Raw genomic sequence first — 21,717 nt, 5'->3', positions numbered from 1 at the left:
CCTATACCGGTGAGCTGTTATCATGAGTTATACCAGCCACTTTTGATAAGGCGTCTGAAATAATATTAATTGAAAAAATAAGTGAGCTTAAAGCGATTAACGGCGCAAGAGTTGCCCAAGGCGCGACGGACATAAAACCTCGAGTATCCGCAATCATGAGCCCCCAATCAGGCGTCGGAGGATTAACACCAAAGCCTAAGAAAGATAAAGAGCTAAAGATAAGTAACATCCATGACCAGCGCATGGCTCCATCAACTAAGATTACATTCATAATATTAGGCAGGATCTCATATCTAATGATGGCGCTTGTTCGATCTCCACGTAGACGTGCGGCTAAAATATAGTCATGGGTAATAACATCAAGCGTAGCTCCCCTGACAACTCTTATTACAGCAATGCCATAGAAAAACCCTAATGTCAGGATCAATGTTATATCACTCTGTCCTAAAACACTGATAATCAGAAGCAAAAACAAGATCCAAGGAATTGATAATAAAGCATCGATAAAACGCATCACTATCTCATCAAAACGTCCGCCTACAAATCCGATAAAAACCCCTAAGCAGCTCCCCCAGAATATGGCAATAGAGCTGCCAAAAAACGTAATAAATAGGGCAACTCTCCCCCCCATAATTGTTCGACTTAATATATCTCTCCCTAATTGGTCGGTGCCTAACCAATGCGCCATATTTGGACCTTTAAGTATATTAAAGCTATCGGTTTGTCCATAGTCATAGGGAATGATATAGGTAGCAAAGCAAGCTAATAAAATATGAGAAAAAAATAAGATTAAACCAACTTTTGCTGATAAAATTGAGCTAAACTGCTTAAAGTACTCCATTACCAATTTAATCTTACCCATTTTAATATCCTTGCTGCGTGCGAAGTTTGGGATTAAGAATACAGGTTAGAAGATCTGCACAGAGGTTAACCAAAATATAAATAATCGCTAAAACGATGGCGACACCTTGAACGACAGGGAGGTCTCTATCGTAAATTGCTGAAATCATAAGACTACCGATGCCTGGATAGTTGAACACCTGTTCAATAATAACAACACCACCAAGCAACCAAGCAATAGTGAGAGCAATAATGTTGATAGCTGGCAGCAGGGCATTGGGAAGAGCATGGTGAAAAACAATATACCAATAAGGGATACCTTTTAAGCGGGCCATTTTAATATAGCTTGAATTCATCACAGTAATCATACATGAGCGAACCATGCGTAATATGTGAGCAATCATTGCCATAGAAAGGGCAACCACAGGTAAAACTACGTTAGGCAGCAATTCAGACAAGGACGCATTCTCTCCGATCAAAGTAACAGCTGGAAACCATGGTAGCCAGATACTAAATATAAGCGTTAAGAGGGTGGCGGTTACAAATTCAGGAACCGTCATGGTGAAAAGAGAAGCTATTGATATAAAATGATCTGATTTTTTATTTGCTCTAAGTCCTGCGATGCATCCAAGAAAAATGGCTATGGGGATCCCTATCAAGGCAGCTATTCCACCAAGGATTAAGGTGTTTTCTAATCGAGGAACAAGTACGTCGCTAACCGGTCTTTGCCGTTTCAAGGATGTTCCCAAATTGCCACTGACAACATTTTCAGACCAAAGTGAAAACCGTTCGACTAAAGGGGCATTTAAATTATTATCGATACGACATTGTTCTAATCGACTTCCAGTTGCATTTTGTCCTAAATAACTAGTACAAAAGTCGCCAGGTAACGATTCTGTAACAAAAAAGACCAGCACCCCAACAATAAAAAGGGAAAATATCGCAGTGAAAAGGCGTTTGTAAATCATGGTAAACATGAAAGTCCTCATTATATCAAAGGGCATAAACACATATGATATATATGTTGAAATTTCTAATTAAAAAACGAAATAAAAATAGAATTTTACTTCTACTTTTATTTCGTTTAAACCAAACAGTTTTTATAGCTGTATTTTTACTTTTAAAAAATTATTCTTTAGTGACAAGATTCCATCGAATCGAAAAATCTTCCACAGCAGGAATAGTTACATTTTTCATCATTACTCTATGATTGCGTAGGTGGAATGGGATTAAACTTCCACCCTCTTCCCACAACATTTTTTGAGCAGCGATATAAAGTTTTTTACGGGAATTAAAATCTAAAGTTAAACGAGCTTCATCTAATAACTGATCATAATCGGTGCTCCCCCAAGAGGATTCATTCCATTGAGCAGTGCTGCGATAAACTTCATTGAGCACCTGATCGGCTGAACGCTGACCCCAAACAGTTGTAAATGCTGATTTTTTCATCCAAACGTCATTCCAATAACTATCAGAAGGTGTCATCTTTATATGGATACGAATATTGGCTTTTGCAGCTTGTCGTTGATATACTTCAACTAAAGGTCGGAAATAGGTATCAGTGTTACTGGTGTATAGATCAATATCAAGTCCATCAGGAAAACCGGCCTCTGCTAATAACTTTTTAGCACCATCAATATCTTGTTCACACTCTAAATTCATTCTATATTGATCGCCTTTCCATACCGGAGTATCACAGGTAGTTGCCCCCCCATCTTCTCCAAGTACAAGTCTGGCCATTTCTGCTCGGTCAGCCACAATGCGCAGTGCTTTGCGTACTTTTGGATCGGTAAATGGTGCCACATCATTTTTAAATATAATGCCACGCCAGTCACCGGTTGAAATAGAATCAACCTTAAACATGCTGTTATATTGAAAGAGAGGCAGTTGTTGAGATGTCACTCCAGACCAACCAATCCAGTCTATTTGTCGGGCTAAAAGCGCCTGGACTCTAGCTGAATCATCAGCAATAGCGATTAAATCAATACCATCAAGTTTTGGCTTTCCTTCCCAGTATTCATTGTTAGCTATAAGGTTTGTTGTTCCTTCAACATTAAGATTTTCGAGTTTAAATGGCCCTGTTCCTATACCAAGCAGAGACTTATCTTGATCAACATTTACAGGTAATATTTTCACTCGATAATCCATTAATAAAATAGGAAAATCAGAATGCGCTTTATTGAGAGTAAATTTAACTTTATAATTATTTAATGCAGTTACTTCTTTTATTATTGAAAGTACCGCTCTAACAGGGGCATCTCGTTTTGTATCAAGAATTCTATTTATTGTTGCCACAACATCGGCTGAAGTAAGTTCTTTACCATTATGAAATTTTACATTTTCACGTAAATCAAACACCCATTCAGTTGCTGTTTCATTGGATGTCCATTTAGTTGCTAATTCAGGTGATGGTGCACCTATTTTATCTTGTCTGACCAGGCGGTTATATAACATTTGTACAGGGTAATAAAAACGTGTCGATGAAATTGGATCAAGAGACTCCTGCCCCCTCCATTCCAATTGATGCGGTGTTCGAAGTGTTGCTGCATCCGCAAATGAAACAAATAAGCAAGTGGCAAATAAGCAATTGATAAATAAGCTTTTATAAATTATTTTCTTCAAAATCATCCGATAATTATCCTTTCCTAATTTATTTAAAATAAAACTCCCTAGCTGGCTTTGAGCAAATATGAAGATCCAAAAAACTATCGACATATGCTCTGGACTATTAACTCTTGCCCAGCAACATGATCCAAAATTTTGTTAGGCTAAATGATGAAATGAAGACAACCCTGATAGTTGGAAAACTATCAGCTTATCCCGCCCGACTTAAAGCATACGCTTCAAGTCAATCTTTATACCTTTGTTTATTGGAGCTTTTGAGCTTTGACTTCAAGTGCTGGACTAAGATTTCTTTTCGCTTGCTGGCTAACACATAACGTTCAGAAACTGATATCTAACAAAACAAATGGAACAGGACGTTCTCAATCGTTTCTATAAGACGTTGATGGAATGGATTCTGGTTCAAGATATTGTGCTTGCTTTCTTGCTGAGACAAAAAAGATATTCCCTAATCAACCTGCACAACTACCTGAAACCTAGAGGGGTATACCATCATAACAAGTTCAGGACAAGGGGAGAATGCCACACCCACACAGACCTTTCCCTACCCTCCCTCAGAACATACCTGTGGTCTGTTTCCCACTCAATCTTCAGTAGAGGCCATTACCCTGGCTTCCGACGGACAAATCTGCGGATTTCTGCTCACAAAAGCCAAATACCCTTGATTTGATAGCTTTTTTTTACTACTACTTGTAATGGTTAATGTTTTTAGCAGTGGCTGAGTCAGCCGCCTTTAACGAGGAAGGAGACGGTCAGTTGGTCACGCCCTGGCAACGGACTTTGCAGTTAAGAGGAATTACCTCTGACAGACCACCGTCAGCACAAACGATTAGAAGACAATGAGGCCTGCTAGCGGCCAAATTAGCACGGAGCCAAAGCGTCAACCATCACTACGGGAGCAAAGGCTCCTGCCCAGAAAACTTTACAAAGTGGAGAAGCCATGAAGGTGAAGGTCAGTGTTGCCAAGAACAGATTATACTTCAAGGTTTCCAAAAAAATGTCTAAAAGGATATTAGACAAACTCTACACCGAAGTTCGTTTCTGTGTTGCCGATCTGCAACCCGGCTTCCACGTAATTGCCGATTATTCGGAATCTAACCTCATCCAGCTGAACGGAATTCCAACCTATAGAAAGCTGATGAACTATTTAATAAACAATGGGGTGGGGGAGGTTGTTCGAGTGGTTGGTGACAAAAGCCTGCTGTACAAACAGGTAATAAATCTGACCGCAAGGATATGCGGCTATAAACCCCACTATACCGACAGCCTGGAAGAGGCAGAGAAAATAGTTGAGGCAGTGCTGAAACGAGAAGATCTCCGTTTCCACTATTCCGAACTTCCCTCTGCCAAATATATCATAGACGAGACAAGGGGGACTGGCCGCTTTCTCAATCTTTCGACAGGCGGTTGCGCCATCGATTCAGCCTCCATCTGCCCGCCTCAGGATTCAGAAATAACAGTAATGATGACATTCAACGACCAAGAGAGTGACCTACATGAGTTTACCATTAAGGCCCGGGTTGTCAGAGCAAACGAGGACGAATTCTCCGCAGAGTTTCATCCCTTTGAGGATAAAGAACGATTATTGAGCTGCCTGTTGCGCCAAACTGAACATGAGCTCTAAAAGCCCCTCTGAACTCTCTCAACCTACCTACAATGCTGAGGCCTGTCCCTTAGGCCTTTAATCCCATCCTGACAATGGCCATTTCCCGCATACGAAATTTCTGCAACTTGCCGGTCACCGTCATCGGAAACTCATCCACAAAGCGGATATATTTTGGGATCTTAAAATGGGAGATCTTATCCCGGCAATAGTTGCGAATCTCCTCTTCGCTACAAATTTCATCTGGCCGTAATTGAATCCAGGCCATGATCTCTTCACCATAATATTCATCCGGCACCCCAAACACTGCCACCTGGATGACGCCGGGATGACTAAACAAAAAGTCTTCGATCTCCTTTGGATAAATATTTTCGCCGCCACGAATAATCATCTCCTTACATCGTCCGGTGATACGCACATAACCATGAGCATCCATGGTGCCCAGATCACCGGAGTATAACCAGCCATTTTTATCAATGACCTCGGCCGTCTTATCCGCCTGACCATAATATCCCTGCATAATATGATAACCGCGAAAACAGATTTCACCTATTTCGCCCAAGGGCACGGTAGCGCCGGTAGCCAGATGGACAATTTTCACCTCCTGATGGGGCAGATTTTTACCCACGGTTTCAGTGCGTAGCTCCATGCTATCAGCACGGGTGGTCAAATGGGTGATTGGCGAGGCCTCGGTTTCCCCATAACCAATAAGTATTTCAGGGCAGTGCATATCCTCCATGACCCGTTTCATCAATTGGGGTAAACAGGGTGCTCCGGCCATGATGCCGGTACGCAGAGTGGACATATCGAAGTTTTTAAAGTCTGGATGTTCCAGTTCGGCGATAAACATGGTGGGAACCCCATGTATTGCTGTACAGCTTTCTTCTTCAATGGCCTTGAGGGTAGCCAGGGCATCGAAGTGTTCCGCCGGTATAACAATGCAGGCGCCCACGGACAGACATAAGAGATTCGCCAATACCGTGCCAAAACAGTGATAGAAGGGTACCGGCACACAGAGCCTGTCCGCTTCAGTAAGATGGAGGGCCTGCGCTGAAAACCAGGCGTTATTAAGGATGTTGTGATGGGTCAGGGCTACAGCCTTGGGAAAACCGGTGGTACCGGAGGTATACTGAATATTGATCGGATCATCTCTATCCAATGCTCCGCTAATCTCATTCAGCCTTTCCATAGTAATACCCTTACCGGCGCCTATAACCTCAGGCCAGGTGGTGAAACCGGCATACGGCCGTTGGCTCTGCCCAGGATCGGCAGGATCATAGACAATGACCCTACGCAAAAACGGTAGATCGGCATTAGCCAGCTCTTCTCTCTGGGTCAGCTTTAATTCAGGAAGCAGTTCCACCAAGATGGCGACATAATCGCTACTGCGAAAGGCAGGGATGGTAAAGATACCCTGTACCTCGGAGAGCTTGAGGGCATAGGCCAATTCCTGAAGACGATAAGCAGGGTTAATATTTACCAGAACAGCACCAATATGGGCTATGGCCATCTGCACCAGTAACCATTCAATATTATTGGTTGACCACAGCCCTATACGATCGCCCTTAGTAAAGCCAATGCCTAAAAGGCCCTTTGCCAGTTCATCAACTGCATCGGCCAGCTCTCTATAGCTTAAGCGTTTTTCTTGAGGCAGGGAGACAATAGCCTCCTGTTCAGGAAAACGCCTGACAACATCTGCAAAATGTTCGGCAATGGTCCCTCCCCGTAGGGGCTCCATGCCGCCGCAATGATAGTAACTTTTCATTTTCAGCACCATATGTTTGAGATGAGACTCTACTCTTATTTTTCCACAGAGTTCCAGTAGCGATCAACCCTCTTCTGAATTTCGCCAATCAGCTCGTCATTTCTCTCCGGCTCAAACAGATGCCTGTAACGGCCCTGTAACTTCAAATACTCTTCAACCCCCTTGCGTTCTCCAGGGATCTTGGTATGAACAACCTGACCATCCACATACTCCTTCAGTGGCCAGATACCGGTTTGCACCGCCAACTTGCCTATATTTATCGCCTCTTTTGGCTCAAAACCCCAACCAGTCGGACAGGGAGCCAAGGCGATAAGCAGACGTGGTCCCTTCATGCTCATCGCCCTTTCAATCTTACGAGCCAAATCCAATGGTTCAGCACCTATCAGGGTGGCAACATAGGCTGGCCTGTGCGCAGCCCAGATGGCAAAGAGATCTTTTTTTAAACCGGGATAGCCACAGGGCCCGGTGCTGGTGGCTGTTTTGGCCCCATGGGGAGTGGCTGCGGAAAACTGATGACCGGTGTTACCATAACCTTCGTTATCATAACAGATATAGAGAAAATCAAGATCTCTCTCCATGGCAGCGGAAGTTGCCGACAAGCCCATGCCATAGGCCGAGCCATCTCCTGTCAGAACAACCACCTGCATATCTTCACCCTCCTTAATACGCTGCTTCTCTTGCAGAATATCCAGGGCATCACGAACTCCCTGAGCGCCAGCCGGTGCCGAGGCCATGGCAGTATAGAGCCAAGAGCCACGAAAGGGAGTAAAAGGATAGACCGACAAGAGGGTCATGCAACCGGCGGCATTAACGAATACCGATTTCTCACCAATGATATTATAAAGCTGATTAAGAGCGCCAAGACCGCCACAACCGGCACAGGTCGGGGTACCGGCTCCCAGTAGATGGGCGGTCGGCAGATCTTTCATACTGCGATAAATGCTTACTGTCTGCTCAGTCATCTTCGTCTCTCCGCTGTTTTTCGGTTATCCCTGTTCGACTCTGGCCACTGCCTGCAACTTTCTTACTTCACGCAACTCCTCTTCAGTATAGAGAAGGCGAGGCGGCGGGGTCCGTTTTTCTGCTACGGCCTTATGGGTGACACGAACTATCTCAAAAAATTCTTGCTGACTGATGTCTCGTCCGCCCAAGCCACCGATAAAGCTGAGCAGTTGGGGCGGGGCGCCAGGCTGGCCATAGAGTGCACTGGCCAGCTCAGAGTGAAGGACACCACCCATGCCCATGGAGATATTCTGATCGATCACCGCAACCCCGAATTTACCTGCCAGCAGGCTGCGAAACCCCTCCGTCGGAAAGGGTCGGAAGAGGCGGGGCCGTAAGAGGCCAACCCTCTGGCCGGCTCGGCGCATTTCATCTACTGCCACCTTAGCCTTGGTGGCAAAGGATCCGAGCATAACGAGGACGATATCGGCATCATCACAGTGATAAGATTCAATAGCCGGATGGTGACGGCCAAAGGCTTCGGCGAATTCGGCAGAAATTTCCTCATAAACGGCAATACCATTCTCTGCCGCCAGATGTGTTTCATAACGAAAATAGGAGTAGGGGGCACCGCCCAATACAGCTACGGCCTGACTGATCGGCGAACCGGCCCGGAAACGGATGTTCTGGGGATCATAGTCACCAACAAATCGCCTAACCTCCTCAGCATCCGGAATAGCCACCGGTTCACGGGTAAAAGAGAGATAAAAACCGTCCAGATTGACTATCACCGGCAGACGAATACGCTGATCTTCACCCAGACGAAAGGCCATCAGGGTACTGTCCAGCACCTCTTGACAGGATGAACAATGAATCTGCAAAAAGCCGCAGTCCCGGGCAGCCATGATATCGTTATGATCCGGCTCCAGGGTAACCGGTGAGGCCAAACCACGAGAAACATTCATCAGGACAAAGGGAGCCCGCCAGCCACTGACAGCATAGAGCATCTCCATGCCGTAGAGTAAACCCTGACTTGAGGTGGCGCTAAAGGTTCGAACACCGGTGGTAGCTGCTGCTGCTGCTGCAGTTATCATGGAGTGTTCAGAGTCCATGCTGGTCATCCGGGCATCCATTTCGCCCCGGTCAATCCAGGCTGCAATTGTCTCGATAATTTCGGTTTGCGGAGTGATGGGAAAGGCGGGGATATAATCAGCCAGAGCCAATCGTGCCCCCCAGGCCGCAGCAACATTTCCGGTCAACAAGCTACGTTTCATGATAAGACCTCCTGCTCTTGAGCCAGCCGTTCCGAAACAGCCTCAATGGCGTGAGTGGGACATTGGGCCACACATATCATACAGCCCTTGCAGTGGTCATAATCAATTTCCGGGATCTTTCCCCGGACAGGAATGGCACCATCCGGGCAAAAGGTACTACAGATCCACCAACACCCCTTACAGCGCTGATAATCAATCACCGGCCGCAGGGTACGCCACAGACCGGTTCTTACCTCTACACTATTTGCCGAGGCGTGTATGTCCGGGGCCGAAATACGGGCATCTTCAAAGGGTAGATCTATCCACCCCGGTTTGCTGTAATCGTTGGCATTGATTGCGATCCCTGTCTGAACCCGTCCCCTATAGGGCTGCATCCTCTTATAGGCTGTAAGGGCCGGGACAATATTCTCCTCGATAACTGCATCGCCCAAATCTGCCAGCTCTTCTCTAATTGCCTTCTCCAATGCCACAGGCGATATATCGCCCAGCAGACAGGCGGCGGCCCCGGTACAGGCAGCACCGACGAACTGAGCTTCTGCCGGCATGGTAAATATCTCCCCGGCAAAATTCAGCCGGTCCTGCCACATCTCTCCACTTTCAGCACTGCTGATCAAGAGAAGGGTATGTTCATCCACCCCCGCCAGGACAGCGGCGGCAGGCAGACCTACCAGACTATCATCGGCGACAATAACCAGATCCGGTTGGCTAATAATTCCACGCTCATTTATTGGCTGATTATCGGCCCGCACATAGGCAAAGATCGGGGCACCACGACGTTCAGCTCCATAGCGGGGGGCATCCTGAACCTCATAGCCCTCCAGAAAAAAGGCAGTGCCCAAAATACGGCTGGCAGTTTTCATCCCCTGACCACCACGACCATGAAAACGTATACGGTACATGACAACTCCCTCCCGCTGCAAAAACAACTAAATGAATTTAGGACCAGACGAGAACAGAGAAAAACGCCGATAGCTCATCGCCTTTTTCAGCCGCCCCAGAGCCATCTCCATGGCTGCTTCACGTGGCAACATATCTCTATCCTTAACCATCGCCAGCACCTGTTCGGTATTAGCGCGCAGTTTTTCCTCAATCATGGCCAGGGCCGCAACCTGACTGGCACCCTGATATTCCATGGCGGCACAGATCACCCCGCCGGCATTGGCAATAAAGTCGGGCAGACAAAGGATGCCCCTCTCATGAAGGATCCTTTCTGCCCCATGGGTAAGGGGAATATTGGCACCCTCCACCACCAGTCTGGTATTGAGACGGTGAACGTTAGCCTCATGAATAACATCGGGGCGGGCGGCAGGTATCCAGATATCACAGGCCACATCAAGTAGATCATCACCTGTCATTTTTCTTGCCTCGGGATAATCACCAACAAATCCCCCCGCGGCTTTAAGGGCAATTAATTGCTGAACATCCAAACCATCCGGATTATAAATGGCACCGCGGGAATCGGCCACAGCCACCAAGACAGCACCTCTTTGACTCAGATATCGGGCGGCATGTTTACCAACTGCGCCAAAGCCCTGCACAACCACCCTTGCCCCCTCTAACTGAAAGTCACAATAGTTCAGGGCAACATCCACTGCATGACTCAGCCCAAAACCAGTGGCACCAATTTCATCTAAGGGGATGCCTCCGATCTCCCGAGGCAATCCAACCACACGGCCGATTTCATCTTGCACCCAAGCCATACACTCCTCATCTGTTCCCATATCAGGGGCAAAAATATAGCTATCCTCATTACGTAATACCTTGGCCAGGGCACGAATCATTTTCTCCTTTTCGACCTTCGCCATTTTGGGATCACCATAGAGCACAGCCTTACCGCCACCATGGGGCAGACCGGCCGCTGAATTTTTATAGGTCATGGCCCGGGCCAGACGCACGCACTCCTCAACACTGACATCAGTAGCCATACGTACCCCGCCAAGCGAGGGCCCTCTGGCAATATTGTCCACAACCAGCACTGCCCTGAGATTTACTGAGGGTTCATAAACATGTATTACCTTTAAAGGTCCCAGTTCATCGGCAAATTCGAAAATATCTTTCATCCTCATTTCCTCTGCATATGTTCTCTGTTTTCAGAACTTCACTGCTTAAGCTCACCACCTCATGCCAGCCCACACCTCTACTGACATAATACTCTCAGTCCCACATACCTCTGTGGATAGATTCAGTGTATGCGCTGAATCTGGCTTTGTCTAATGGCTGAAGCAGGCTATCCACGCCAAGACAGGTAATTTTTCAGGATCCATGGGATAATACTGGAAATAATTTGGTTGGCAGAAAAGGAAAGTTGATTATTCATTTTTTTTGCTCAAAAGAAACGAAGGAAAAGAGCCCGGCCACCACGACGCCCTACCCTCTGCACCTCACGCTTGCCGAGAGTTTGAAAACTCGCTGTGCTCAGGTCAAGACTCCTTGATTTTATATCGTTTTATTGATAATAACCGCTATGGAAGCTTCATTTGATCGTGAGGGAGAACTACTTTCTGGACAGGTAACAATCCACCCATCACCTTATTGACGGACATCCAGTTTCTCGATAATATTTTATTCGTTACTAACAAAGGAGAGAGAAGAATGTTTAAAAATAGATTTTTAACAAGCCCTTTTTTGATCCAGGAATTTCATGACTTACAAGATATGTCAGAGATGCCAAGGGTTGATGACATAGCAAGCCTAAGAGTTAATGACAACAACTTACAGATCGATGTTCATATTAAAAGACAGGCAAAGAGTAGCGAGTGGCTAGGAACAGTTGTCTCATCTCATCCGGAAATTCAGCAAGGAACCCCTGCAGAAGGTCTTGAGACAACAAAGGAGGAGGAAATATTTTTACAAGAAAATGGTTTAGCCGTTGGTGCTGAAATATCTTTTCCTGAATATAAGATTTTCTCCCTATCCAGGGGTAGAGCAAAGGTGCCAAGCTAGAGAAGAGACGAGGGCCCTCCCCCCCTCTAATTCCGCTTTAAAATCTTTTTGACTTGGGGGGACTGGGGGATGACCACCATATTGGCCCGTAAAGAATCGAGGATCAGTCCCAGCAGAGGAGGGGGGGGCGGAGCCTAATCCTCCTCTTCTCGCACTATGCGAGATAGCATAGACGGGACACGGAGGAAGGGCACGGCTCAACGAAAGTGCAGGGACGGTGCACATCAAGCGACTGAGCCTGTTCGACATTCACCTAAAGCTGCGCCTCCCCACCTACTGCTGATCACCTTCCTATTGAGAAAAAGATGCAGCTGCCTGTGCCAGGCTCACAGAGTCTGAACATTAAATGGGAATCTTCACGGTAGTACCTGCCGTAGTATCTGCCATTTTTGTAGAGCTGTGGATTCTTTCTCGCATATCTATCCCACTCATCCCAGGATCTCCAATGGCCACGGTAATCATACCGATGTCCTCTATAATTGCGGTGCTTGTAAGAACGATGTTTGTCGTAGGGGCGTTTTTTATAGCCACGATATCTGCCGTAATCCGGGCCCCTACGGGAATCCCTCCTCATCTCCTTACGATGCTTGCGTCCCTCCCGCTTCATGTCCTTATAATGTTTTTGTTCTTGCCGTTCCATCTTCCTATAATCTTTGCGATCTTGTCGTTCCTGCCCCCCGTATCTGTTTTGAGCTTCACGTATCTCCTTATTGGGAGAATCGGCAAAAGCAGGTAAAGAGATGCACATTACCAGAGTAAAAATTGTTGCACCTATTAAAGTGAGTCTTCTCATTGGCATTACCTCCATCTAAGCAAATCTTGGTCTCTTTTCAGCCGAAGCCATCATATGTTATATTATAATTTGTTAGCCTGAAAGTAAAGCTGCAGGGCAGTCGCTCCAGCACTTTAAGGCGAGGGGATAGGGTGCTTTTTAGGTTATGACATGGATACAGCAAAGGTAGTGTCGGCTTTACGGCACGGTAAGGAAAGTAGTGGACATCAAAGGTTTCGCTGCCCGGATTGTCGACAAACTTTCCAGAAAGAGTCATGGGCTACATACAGGGAGGAATAAAAGGCCTTTATGAATGCATATCTGGAGGAAAAAGGCCAGGCGCTGCCCCTGTTAATCTGACCTACCGCAAACCTCAGATAACTCCCTAACGGAAGCCGAGACCGCCGAAATGATCGGATCAGCTGTCCGCTCTTTGAGATAGGAAAAGACTAACTCAAACAGCTCAAACTCTATTGCCGCCAACTTCCCACTGCTCAGCTTCGTGCCAATGGGGTGAAATCAAGCTGTTAGCTAATAGCTGATAGCTGTCAGCTTAATTTCGCTACTCGTTGTCGCTCGCTGCTGCTCTTTAATTAATCCCCTCTGTGTCCTCTATGATCTCTGTGGTTAGCTGCTTTTTTCTCTTTTCACCAAACCAAAACTCCTTGATTTTATATGACTTTCTTGATAATAACCGCAGTGAACGCTTCAACTGATCGTAAGGATGGAATGCAATCTGGAGCAGGCAACAATCAGCCTTATGGGCAGATATCCAGTTTCTCGATAATAATTTATTCGTTACTGACAAAAGAGAGAAAAGAATGTTTGAAAATAGATTTTTAACAAATCCTTTTTTGATCCAGGAATTTCATGACTTACTGGATATGTCGGAGGTACCAAGGGTTGATGACATAGCAGGTCTGAAACTTAGTGAAAAGAACTTGCAAATCGATGTGCATATTAAGAGACAGGCGAAGGGTAGTGAATGGCAGGGAACAGTTGTTCAGCTCATCCAAAAATTCAGCAGGGCACTGCTGAGCGCCTCGAGACAACAGAGAAGCAGAAGATATTCCTGCAGGAAAATGGTTTAGCAGTTGGCTCTGAAATATCCTTCCCCTAAGATTTTCTCCCTATCCAGGGGGTGCCCCGGGGGGTGGCGTCAATAAGTGCCTGTAAGGAATTGAGGATCAGCCCCAGCATAGGGGAACAGAATCAGCCTCTCCTCGCACTATAGTATGGGCTCAACACGGAAGGAAGATCAATCTAACTGAAAGATTTTGCGGCAGTCCAAGCAGCGAAATCGCCGATACCCGTTGCTCCTTTACCAGAGCTGACCTTACCACAAAACTGACAAGAAACTTTTACAGTAGCCATCTCGCAATCCGAAAAGCACATTATGACATCATTTCAATAAGTTGAAACACGACCATCTTATTTACAATCGCCCTCCACAAAAAGCATTGGGGTATTTAACGCCCATCTATAAGCTAAAAGAGTTTCAGCAGCTCAAACCAAATTTATTAAAAAAAAGACCAATCAATCGTCGAGAATCCAGCACCTGGAAAAAGACAACAAATTATTATCCAAAACTGGATATCTCCCATATGCTCCTGCCATCCTAAACACCTACAGCCATTCCTTGCAAAGGAGTGCACCAACGACCATCATTTCCGTCCTACACTATTTCTTCCTTATAACCTATAATTAAGCAGTTAAGCTGATGCGACAGGGTAATTCCTGTGATGAGAGGAGCAATTTAAGGCATTTGGGCAGACACTGCCAATGCTCGTCAGGTCGTATGACGAGTTTTGAAAAAAGGAGGGAAAAAATGGATAATCCTTTTAAATGTTCTATTTGTTTAAAAACTGCGAAGATCACTACTCCTCGTGCGACCGATAAAATTCAGTATAAAATTGAATGCCCTACTTGCGGTTGTTATTTTGTAAGCACAACCTGTAGAGAAAAATTTTTCACTAAATGTGCCCATTTGACTAAAGACCGAAGAAAAGAGCTCTCCCAACAGATAGCAGGTCAAGAATTTCATAGAGACAATATTGATTGGCTCTTATAGCATTGTACCCTGGTGCCCCCTACCCCAGAACAAAAAAAGGCGCTTACAGTCGAAACCGTAAGTGCCCTAACTGGTGATCCGAGGCGATTCGAAGGCCTGCCCCTCTGCTTATTGAGGAATGGCCGAAGAAACTGATCAATGTAGGGGGTGGGATAGACTGAATCAGGCGCGGGCCCAAAAACTGGAGGCAAAAACGACTGCCCCTCAAAGCCGAATTTGCTGCCTATAGGAAAGCCTGCGATCTACTGCAACAATGAATCATCGTGCCGCCTATCGTTGAGAACGATGATCCCGGATATTGAGCCAAGATGACAGAACAAATGCCAAAACGCCCAGAGTCAAGACTACCGCATCCACTAGCAAAGAGTCCCAGCTCAATCCTGTCAGCCTGTCTACATAGTATTTGACATATGAATTCGGTAGGTGAGTTGCTCCGAGTTCATGCTTAACCTGCCAATGCCAGTCCGTACAGGGGCAATAGCCCCATCCGTAAAATATTCCTATCCCGAACCAGGACAAGACAGTCAGGCCAATAGTCAGCAAATGTATGCGTCGTGTCCTTCTCCACGCCCAACCTGTCAGGTTAAATATAACCAGGCCACCATGAAATATGATAAAAAAATAATCAAGGAACGTGTTCATTCAAATGTACATCCACCGTCAGCACTTTTTCAAATAAATAAGCCTATAAATCCAAGCAGTTTATCAGTTCTGTATAACGAATCAACCAGTTAACGAGTCCGAAAGAGTGTAGCTGCTGAGCCCATTGCATTTAAAACTGGCGGGCGCATGGTATGGCCCCATTTCAGGTAAGACTTGACCCCCTTCCTCTGGATGCGTTTTTTGCTGCCAGAAATTTCTCGTTTCCTTCTTGTCGAATTCGCTCAAGATCACTGATAAGGCCGTTAATGTATTGGTTAAATTCTTTTTCCGTACATTCTGTAGCCATAGAGTGAACGGAACCACTACTCATATTGATACAGATATCAGCCAGACTTGTTACATAGTGCTCGTGAAACTTCACCTCAAAGTGTTTGGTCATGTCATTATCACCGTTTTGAATTACCATTTTATGGTATTTTTTTGGGGTTGGTTTTTTTCACTATTTGAGAGACAATTCTATAAAAGAGTCACACCTTAATTCTAGCGAAACAATAGGCCTAAAACAAGGCTTAGCCATGAAAAACACGTCAAACCATTACTTTAGCAACACTTTTTCAGCAATCCATCAATCACATTATAGACAGCAGCCTAGTACAGCATAACTCTTAAAGTTTCGGTGAAGTCGTTTCAGTTTTACTCGTGCCTCGTCGGTTCGGCATAGCTGTAGCAGTGAAGCGGAGCGGAATGGCGAGAGAAGTACAGCTATCAGCTGTCAGTTAAAAGCGAAAAAAGTTAACCACAGAGGGCACAGAGATTTTTTGGTAAACTGCCACTGCCTAAAAAATTAAAAGTGAGAGGAGTAGCGAGAAAAACGAAAAAAAGGACAGCAGTGAAGCGGAGTGGTGGAGAGAAAAAAAACTGCAACAGCCCCTACAAAGCAACTCTTTTTATCTCATACGAAAACTTCGTGTTCTCGGCTGCCAGTGGTGAAATCTCAAGCATCCACCGACTCGCTGTTCGCATCATTCTTGCTTGGCCAACATAAGAAACTATAAAAATGGAAAGAGTACGTAATAAGTGTTTAAAACAATGAGAGATTTTCGGGTGTAATAGACAATAGGAGAAAGCCAGCTCTGGCCTCTATCAATTATACCCTGAGGTGGAATAATGGCAAAAAAAGGCACAGAGGAGCATGATGAAACAGATCGAAGGAGTAACTTTTGATTTCTATGAAACGCTGATCCATTGCCGAAACGACATAAGTAGAGGCAAAGCGTACATGCACTATCTGATGGGGCAGGGACTACAGGCAGCACCATGGCAACATGATGTCATCTATGACATCTTTGAGTACTACGCTGATGCCTACGCGCCCAACCTGTCAGAGTACGACAAGGTACTATTTTGGCAGGAATTTACCCGCCGTTTGTTCACGAGGACAGATGTCTCTACAGACGGATTCAACCAGCTGAGCAGACATACAGAGGCCATTCGCGATATCTTCAGTCCTGGCTATTTTCAGCTCTATCCAGAAGTAATTGAAGTACTGGATAGACTGAGTAGCCGAGACCTACTGCTCGGGGTGATCTCCAACTGGCCAAGAGGCCTGGCCTGTTTCTGCCAGGAACTTGGGATTTTTCATCAACTGGGTGCTATAGTCTCTTCCGCCGAAATAGGCATTGAGAAACCGGATCCAGAGATTTTCCGCGAGGCGAGTCGCCAATTGCATCTTAGCCCTGAGGCAATCCTCCATATCGGTGACCAACTCTGGGACGACGTGAACGGGGCAAAGAGCGCCGGTTGCCACGCCGTATGGCTCAATCGCGGGGGCGGCGGTGAGGCCGGGCAAGTCATCAGCAATCTCAGCGAGATTGAAGGGTTGATCGAAGAGATTAACCGGAGTATCGCCTGACATCTTGCAAAAGATCGCTCAAAACGACCGCTTCAGGCGACAACAACCAAGCACCGAATGGTCCTGCACTTCCCTTATCCCCAACAGAGCTGATGTTAGCACAAAACCGACAAGGGACTTTTACTGTAGCCTTCTCGCAATCCCAACTGCACACTCTACTATCATTTCAAAGTGTTGACATCACGCCCAGCTTGTTTATGATCAGCCCTCCGCAAAAGCGTTGAAGCATTTAACGCCCATGAATAGACTAAAAAAATTCATCAGCTCAAAGCAAATTTATTTAAGAAAAAACCAACAGTTAATCCATAAAAAATAGAGAGTCGGTATGGATTTTAAAAAAATAGAAGATGAACTAACCTGTTTACTTGGGTTATCAAGAAGGCCAGTTGCAGTTAGCCTAACACAGGACCAGAACCAGTTTGATGCCTGGCCACAAATGAAGGTCACGACGCCACTCTCGTTTTGTGCCATGGTACGATTGGCAACAACTGGTCGATCACGTAAAACAGACAAAGAAGGCGTAAAATGTTTCGGGGCTGCAGACGTTTTTGGCTTTAGATCGTCTGTTTCGGCTACAGATGCCAGCCAAGCGCTTGTATCTATGGGACTTTATTCGAATATAGATATTGCCCAGAAAGCCCAGGCATCAATGTCAAAGTTCCCTACCCCTTGCTTGGGTTTAAGCACTTCTCCTTTATCCGAAACCACATTCAATCCCTCTATTCTTTTACTTATAGTAGACGCTTATCAAGCCATGCGAATTGTTCAAGGATGGGCATATTTCTTCGGAGGAGCACATCAGTTCCTGTTAACGGGCAACCGTGGAATATGTTCTGAGTGCGTAGCAAAACCATGGTTGACTGATTCTCTTCACCTCTCTCCATTGTGTGCAAATACGCGCTATGCATGTAAATGGGATGATCATGAACTTGGCATAGGAGTTCCATTTGCTAAAGTTGAAAAACTTCTAGAGGGCATAGCAAAAACCGTAGGCTCAGTTGAACCTGAGCTACGAAAAAATATGATAGAGGAGCGTTTTCAAAAGCAAGGTCTTGATTATGAAAAGCCACAGGACACCACTTATTTTTTGCGTAAATAGCTTTATTATTTCCGTAAACACAAGTAGCTGATAATGCGGAGCGTTGTAATAGGATATCACTATTTGACTATTTTATACTTACCCCATAGGGTGCATCCTCTTTTTATTACTATATCAATATATTACCATGGAGAAATGGGATGGATAAAATCATCAGAAGTATTCTATGTGCTGTTTGCGTCATGATGTTTGCATGTACAGCTGTATCTGCCAAGACAATTAAAATAAGATTTGGACATGATCAAATCGAGACAAGCCCTCATCACAAAGCAGCATTATATCTTAAGAAGCTTATCGAGGAAGGCTCAAATGGTGACATAGAAGTTACTGTTTACCCAAATCAGCTCCTTGGTTCTGGCATTCAGATGGTAGAAATGGTACAGGCAGGCGCTATTGAGATGATTGCTGTGCCAACGTCTAAAATACAGGTCATTTCTCCTATATTCCAGATTCTTGACCTGCCTTTCTTATTTCCCTCTAAGGAAGAGCTCTATAACGAAATTTATGGTGATTTTGGTAAGGCTCTTTTTGCAACACTCAAGAATAATAATGTGGTCGGTTTAACATATTGGGGAATGGGTTTTAAGCAACTCACAGGAAACTTCCCAATTCATCAGCCAAGCGATTACAAAGGCAAGAAGATTCGCGTCATGCCTTCTCCTGTGATTCGTGAGCAATTCAAGGCACTTGGAGCAAGCCCTGTCCCTGTTGATTTTCATGAGCTATACAATGCTCTTCAGCAAGGCGTTGTTGATGGTCAAGAAAACCCTCTTGTGGGAATTGCCACAATGAAACTCTACGAAGTACAGAAATACATGACTCTTTCCAATCACGCATTTCTTGCTTATGGAATGGTAATCAATAAGAATCTTATGGATCGATTAACAGCTGATCAGCAAAAGCTTATCAAGGATTCAGCTAAAAAATCTGCAAGCTACCAACTTGATTTACTTGAAAAACGTGACCAAGATTTTCTCGATACCATCAAAGCCGGTGGTGTCGAGGTGAGTGAGCTCTCTTCTGAGCAATCAGCTCAGTTTCAAAACGCTATGACACCCGTTTATACGTGGTTTACCAAGAACGTAAAGAATGGACGCAAATATCTTGAAATGATTGGAAAATAAATAATTATATCGGCTATGGCCCTATGTTTTTTACTAAACCCATAGCCGATTGTTGGTTCCTATGATTCTTCAAAAGATTTCCGAAGCACTGTCCTCCACCATTCGTTGTTTGCTTGGCTCCATTCTTCTTTTTTCATGTGCACTCATGTTTGTAAATGTCGTCTTGCGATACTGCTTTACAACACCAATTTACTGGGTAGACGAACTAGCACGCTATCTTATGATATGGATGATATTTCTTGGTGCAGGTGAACTTGCTGGTAAACAAGGTCACATCTCCATAAGTCTTATAAAAAATGTCCTGGGGCCACAGCAGAAAGCAGTTTTGGGTATTTTGGTCAATATTATTTGTACCTTATTCTGTCTTATTTTAACCTACTACAGCATAGAACATACAATACGCATAAAAACTGCTCATCAGGTTACAGCATCTATGGGAATCCCAATGTGGCTTACCTATCTAGCTATACCATGTGGTAGTTTACTCATGGCGATTAGATATTTTTGTGAACTATTTGTTCGTGTGGAGAAACGAGGATGACACTTTTTATCTTTGTGTGTGCCTTCTTATTAATCGGTTTAAACACGCCTATTTTTATCTCCCTTGCCTGTACGACCTTTGTTGTTTTTGCTCTTTTTACGAATATGCCATTAGGGATTCTCCCGCAACGAATGTTTGCGGGTGTCGATAATATGGCGCTCATTGCCATTCCATACTTTATCTTTGCTGCCCAAATAATGAGCAAAGGTGGCCTCACCGTACGTTTGATCAAATTTGCCCAAACTCTTGTAGGGCACCTTCCCGGTGGACTTGGCATTTGTGCCGTTCTAAGTTGTCTCTTTTTTGCGGCAATATCGGGTTCTACGGCTTCTACCGTTGTGGCTGTCGGTTCTATAATCTATCCTGCCCTACTCAAAGCTGGTTATGGCGAGAAATTTTCTCTTGGACTAGTGACCTGTTCAGCACTTTTAGGAATGGTTATTCCGCCCAGTAATGCCATGATTATCTATGGCTCTATCTCCAGGGTTTCGATCGGGGCTCTTTTTCTATCTGGATTTGGGGCAGGGATGGTCTTTGTTTGTGTCTATTCAGCATGGTGTGTCTACCATGCTTACAAAACAAAGGTTCCCTTACAACAACGTGCCACACTAAGAGAAATTACTCTAGCTGCAAAAGATGCAGGTTGGTCCCTTGGCTTTCCTCTAGTTATCCTTGGCGGGATATATAGCGGTGTCTTCACTTCCACAGAATCTGCGGTGGTCTCTGTAGCTTATGCTATTCTTGTTGCGATGGTCATCTACAGAGAACTTAAACCCCAAGAAATCTGGGTAATTGCATGCGAAACAGGACTTGCCTCAGCAAAAATCCTCATCATGGTGGCGGCTGCAACTTTGTTCTCCTGGCTTTTGACCGTGGAAAATATTACGACTCAACTCATTGAACCGATAAAGGCACTTGACCTTCCATGGTGGTCAATACTTTTCATCAACAACGTCATTATGCTATTTGCCGGAATGTTTATAGACGTCTTTTCAAACATTTTAATATTTTGCCCACTTATGACGCCACTTATTCAAGAAGCGGGAATCAGCACTCTTCATTTTGGCCTTATTGCTTCAGTTAATGCGGATATGGGTAACATCACACCACCATTTGGGTTAAACCTTTTTATAGCAAGTGGCGTATTTGGCGTAAGCTATTTCACAATCGTCCGAGCTGTTTTACCGTGGCTGTGCCTTGCCCTACTTTGTCTAATGATCATCACCTATGTGCCACAAATATCTCTTTGGCTGCCAAGTATTATTTACCCTGGATCCTTTTAGTAATTTTAGTTGAAAATTATTAGAGGAAATCGGCTAGTTTTTCTCTTGAGGCACTCAATGCGTTGCGTATAAAGCTTTCCCACAATATGCTTTTTCCACGACAATTCCACGTGCTATACTTTAAAATTATCCCTACAGAAAACCTGCTTAAAAAGTATGAGGGCCGGTGGAAGTCAAGGGAAGGGGCTGGTGTTCTTGTTGCAGGGGCTGGAGGGGGTAGACACCTTAATCAGGTGTGGGCCCAAAACGATTGCGATCTCTTGCCATCACCTGAATTTGCTTCCTATAGAAAAGCCTGCGATCTACTCCAACAATGAACCATC

20 protein-coding genes are annotated in these 21,717 nt (G+C 45.0%); 9 read left to right on the top strand and 11 right to left on the bottom strand.

The window, feature by feature from the left end; all coding sequences use genetic code 11:
* Position 1: 1 nt before the first annotated feature.
* The 3 genes from DP_RS06085 to DP_RS06075 form a co-directional block, all read right to left on the bottom strand.
* The gene (locus DP_RS06085) at positions 2-862 is read right to left on the bottom strand and encodes an ABC transporter permease (RefSeq protein WP_011188448.1); all 861 of its coding nucleotides are present in this window, start codon (positions 860-862) and stop codon (positions 2-4) included.
* Position 863: 1 nt separating this feature from the next.
* A complete protein-coding gene (locus DP_RS06080; RefSeq protein WP_041277693.1) occupies positions 864-1,817 on the bottom strand; it encodes an ABC transporter permease in 954 nt (317 codons plus the stop codon).
* A 151-nt stretch (positions 1,818-1,968) separates the two neighbouring features.
* Complete coding sequence (locus tag DP_RS06075) at positions 1,969-3,555, bottom strand: ABC transporter substrate-binding protein (protein ID WP_011188446.1); 1,587 nt, start codon at positions 3,553-3,555, stop codon at positions 1,969-1,971.
* Positions 3,556-4,402: 847 nt separating this feature from the next.
* On the opposite strand from DP_RS06075, the gene DP_RS06070 reads away from it, so the two are divergent.
* A complete protein-coding gene (locus tag DP_RS06070) occupies positions 4,403-5,086 on the top strand; it encodes a PilZ domain-containing protein (RefSeq protein WP_011188444.1) in 684 nt (227 codons plus the stop codon).
* Between the two features lie 49 nt (positions 5,087-5,135).
* On the opposite strand, the gene DP_RS06065 is transcribed toward DP_RS06070, so the two are convergent.
* The 5 genes from DP_RS06065 to DP_RS06045 are packed head-to-tail and all read right to left on the bottom strand — an operon-like array spanning position 5,136 to position 11,106.
* Positions 5,136-6,830, bottom strand: a complete 1,695-nt coding sequence (locus tag DP_RS06065; RefSeq protein ID WP_198408700.1) for a fatty acid CoA ligase family protein — start codon at positions 6,828-6,830, stop codon at positions 5,136-5,138.
* Between the two features lie 35 nt (positions 6,831-6,865).
* Positions 6,866-7,792: a thiamine pyrophosphate-dependent enzyme gene (locus tag DP_RS06060; RefSeq protein WP_011188442.1), complete on the bottom strand. Its 927-nt coding sequence runs from the start codon at positions 7,790-7,792 to the stop codon at positions 6,866-6,868.
* A gap of 24 nt (positions 7,793-7,816) precedes the next feature.
* A complete protein-coding gene (locus tag DP_RS06055; protein ID WP_011188441.1) occupies positions 7,817-9,046 on the bottom strand; it encodes a pyruvate synthase in 1,230 nt (409 codons plus the stop codon).
* Positions 9,043-9,945: a 2-oxoacid:acceptor oxidoreductase family protein gene (locus DP_RS16680; protein WP_049785015.1), complete on the bottom strand. Its 903-nt coding sequence runs from the start codon at positions 9,943-9,945 to the stop codon at positions 9,043-9,045. Before DP_RS16680 ends, DP_RS06055 begins: the two co-directional genes overlap by 4 nt.
* A 27-nt stretch (positions 9,946-9,972) precedes the next feature.
* Positions 9,973-11,106, bottom strand: coding sequence for a Glu/Leu/Phe/Val family dehydrogenase (locus tag DP_RS06045; RefSeq protein ID WP_173362830.1), 1,134 nt, complete (start codon positions 11,104-11,106; stop codon positions 9,973-9,975).
* A 532-nt stretch (positions 11,107-11,638) separates the two neighbouring features.
* Here DP_RS06045 and DP_RS06040 point away from each other — a divergent pair.
* Complete coding sequence (locus tag DP_RS06040) at positions 11,639-11,989, top strand: hypothetical protein (RefSeq protein WP_041277692.1); 351 nt, start codon at positions 11,639-11,641, stop codon at positions 11,987-11,989.
* A gap of 283 nt (positions 11,990-12,272) precedes the next feature.
* Here the strand turns inward: DP_RS06040 and DP_RS06035 are convergent, their stop codons facing one another.
* Positions 12,273-12,782: a hypothetical protein gene (locus tag DP_RS06035; RefSeq protein ID WP_156792215.1), complete on the bottom strand. Its 510-nt coding sequence runs from the start codon at positions 12,780-12,782 to the stop codon at positions 12,273-12,275.
* Between the two features lie 150 nt (positions 12,783-12,932).
* Here DP_RS06035 and DP_RS19140 point away from each other — a divergent pair, with 150 nt between their 5' ends.
* Together DP_RS19140 and DP_RS06030 are read left to right on the top strand one after the other, a co-directional pair.
* Positions 12,933-13,061, top strand: a complete 129-nt coding sequence (locus DP_RS19140) for an IS1/IS1595 family N-terminal zinc-binding domain-containing protein (protein ID WP_083818938.1) — start codon at positions 12,933-12,935, stop codon at positions 13,059-13,061.
* Between the two features lie 521 nt (positions 13,062-13,582).
* On the top strand, positions 13,583-13,852 hold the full coding sequence (locus tag DP_RS06030; RefSeq protein WP_011188436.1) for a hypothetical protein: 270 nt from the start codon (positions 13,583-13,585) through the stop codon (positions 13,850-13,852).
* Between the two features lie 1,250 nt (positions 13,853-15,102).
* Here the strand turns inward: DP_RS06030 and DP_RS17375 are convergent.
* Both DP_RS17375 and DP_RS06020 read right to left on the bottom strand, forming a co-directional pair.
* Positions 15,103-15,474, bottom strand: a complete 372-nt coding sequence (locus tag DP_RS17375) for a DUF2784 domain-containing protein (RefSeq protein ID WP_011188434.1) — start codon at positions 15,472-15,474, stop codon at positions 15,103-15,105.
* Positions 15,475-15,637: 163 nt separating this feature from the next.
* A complete protein-coding gene (locus DP_RS06020; RefSeq protein WP_011188433.1) occupies positions 15,638-15,901 on the bottom strand; it encodes a hypothetical protein in 264 nt (87 codons plus the stop codon).
* Between the two features lie 726 nt (positions 15,902-16,627).
* Here DP_RS06020 and DP_RS16675 point away from each other — a divergent pair.
* The 5 genes from DP_RS16675 to DP_RS05995 all read left to right on the top strand — a co-directional run bounded on the left by DP_RS16675 (position 16,628) and on the right by DP_RS05995 (position 21,394).
* Complete coding sequence (locus DP_RS16675; protein WP_011188432.1) at positions 16,628-17,347, top strand: HAD family hydrolase; 720 nt, start codon at positions 16,628-16,630, stop codon at positions 17,345-17,347.
* 325 nt (positions 17,348-17,672) lie between these two features.
* Positions 17,673-18,446 (top strand): DUF169 domain-containing protein, encoded by a 774-nt coding sequence (locus DP_RS06010; protein ID WP_011188431.1) that lies wholly within the window; start codon positions 17,673-17,675, stop codon positions 18,444-18,446.
* Positions 18,447-18,586: 140 nt separating this feature from the next.
* Positions 18,587-19,570: a TRAP transporter substrate-binding protein gene (locus tag DP_RS06005; protein ID WP_011188430.1), complete on the top strand. Its 984-nt coding sequence runs from the start codon at positions 18,587-18,589 to the stop codon at positions 19,568-19,570.
* A gap of 61 nt (positions 19,571-19,631) precedes the next feature.
* Positions 19,632-20,111 (top strand): TRAP transporter small permease, encoded by a 480-nt coding sequence (locus DP_RS06000; protein ID WP_041277690.1) that lies wholly within the window; start codon positions 19,632-19,634, stop codon positions 20,109-20,111.
* Positions 20,108-21,394, top strand: a complete 1,287-nt coding sequence (locus tag DP_RS05995) for a TRAP transporter large permease (protein WP_011188428.1) — start codon at positions 20,108-20,110, stop codon at positions 21,392-21,394. The genes DP_RS06000 and DP_RS05995 overlap by 4 nt, the downstream gene beginning before the upstream one ends.
* Positions 21,395-21,717: the final 323 nt, after the last annotated feature.

The organism is Desulfotalea psychrophila LSv54, assembly GCF_000025945.1.
Lineage (GTDB): Bacteria > Desulfobacterota > Desulfobulbia > Desulfobulbales > Desulfocapsaceae > Desulfotalea > Desulfotalea psychrophila.
The sequence above is the reverse complement of the archived record's forward strand: the minus strand, read 5'-3'. Positions and strand labels throughout refer to the sequence as shown.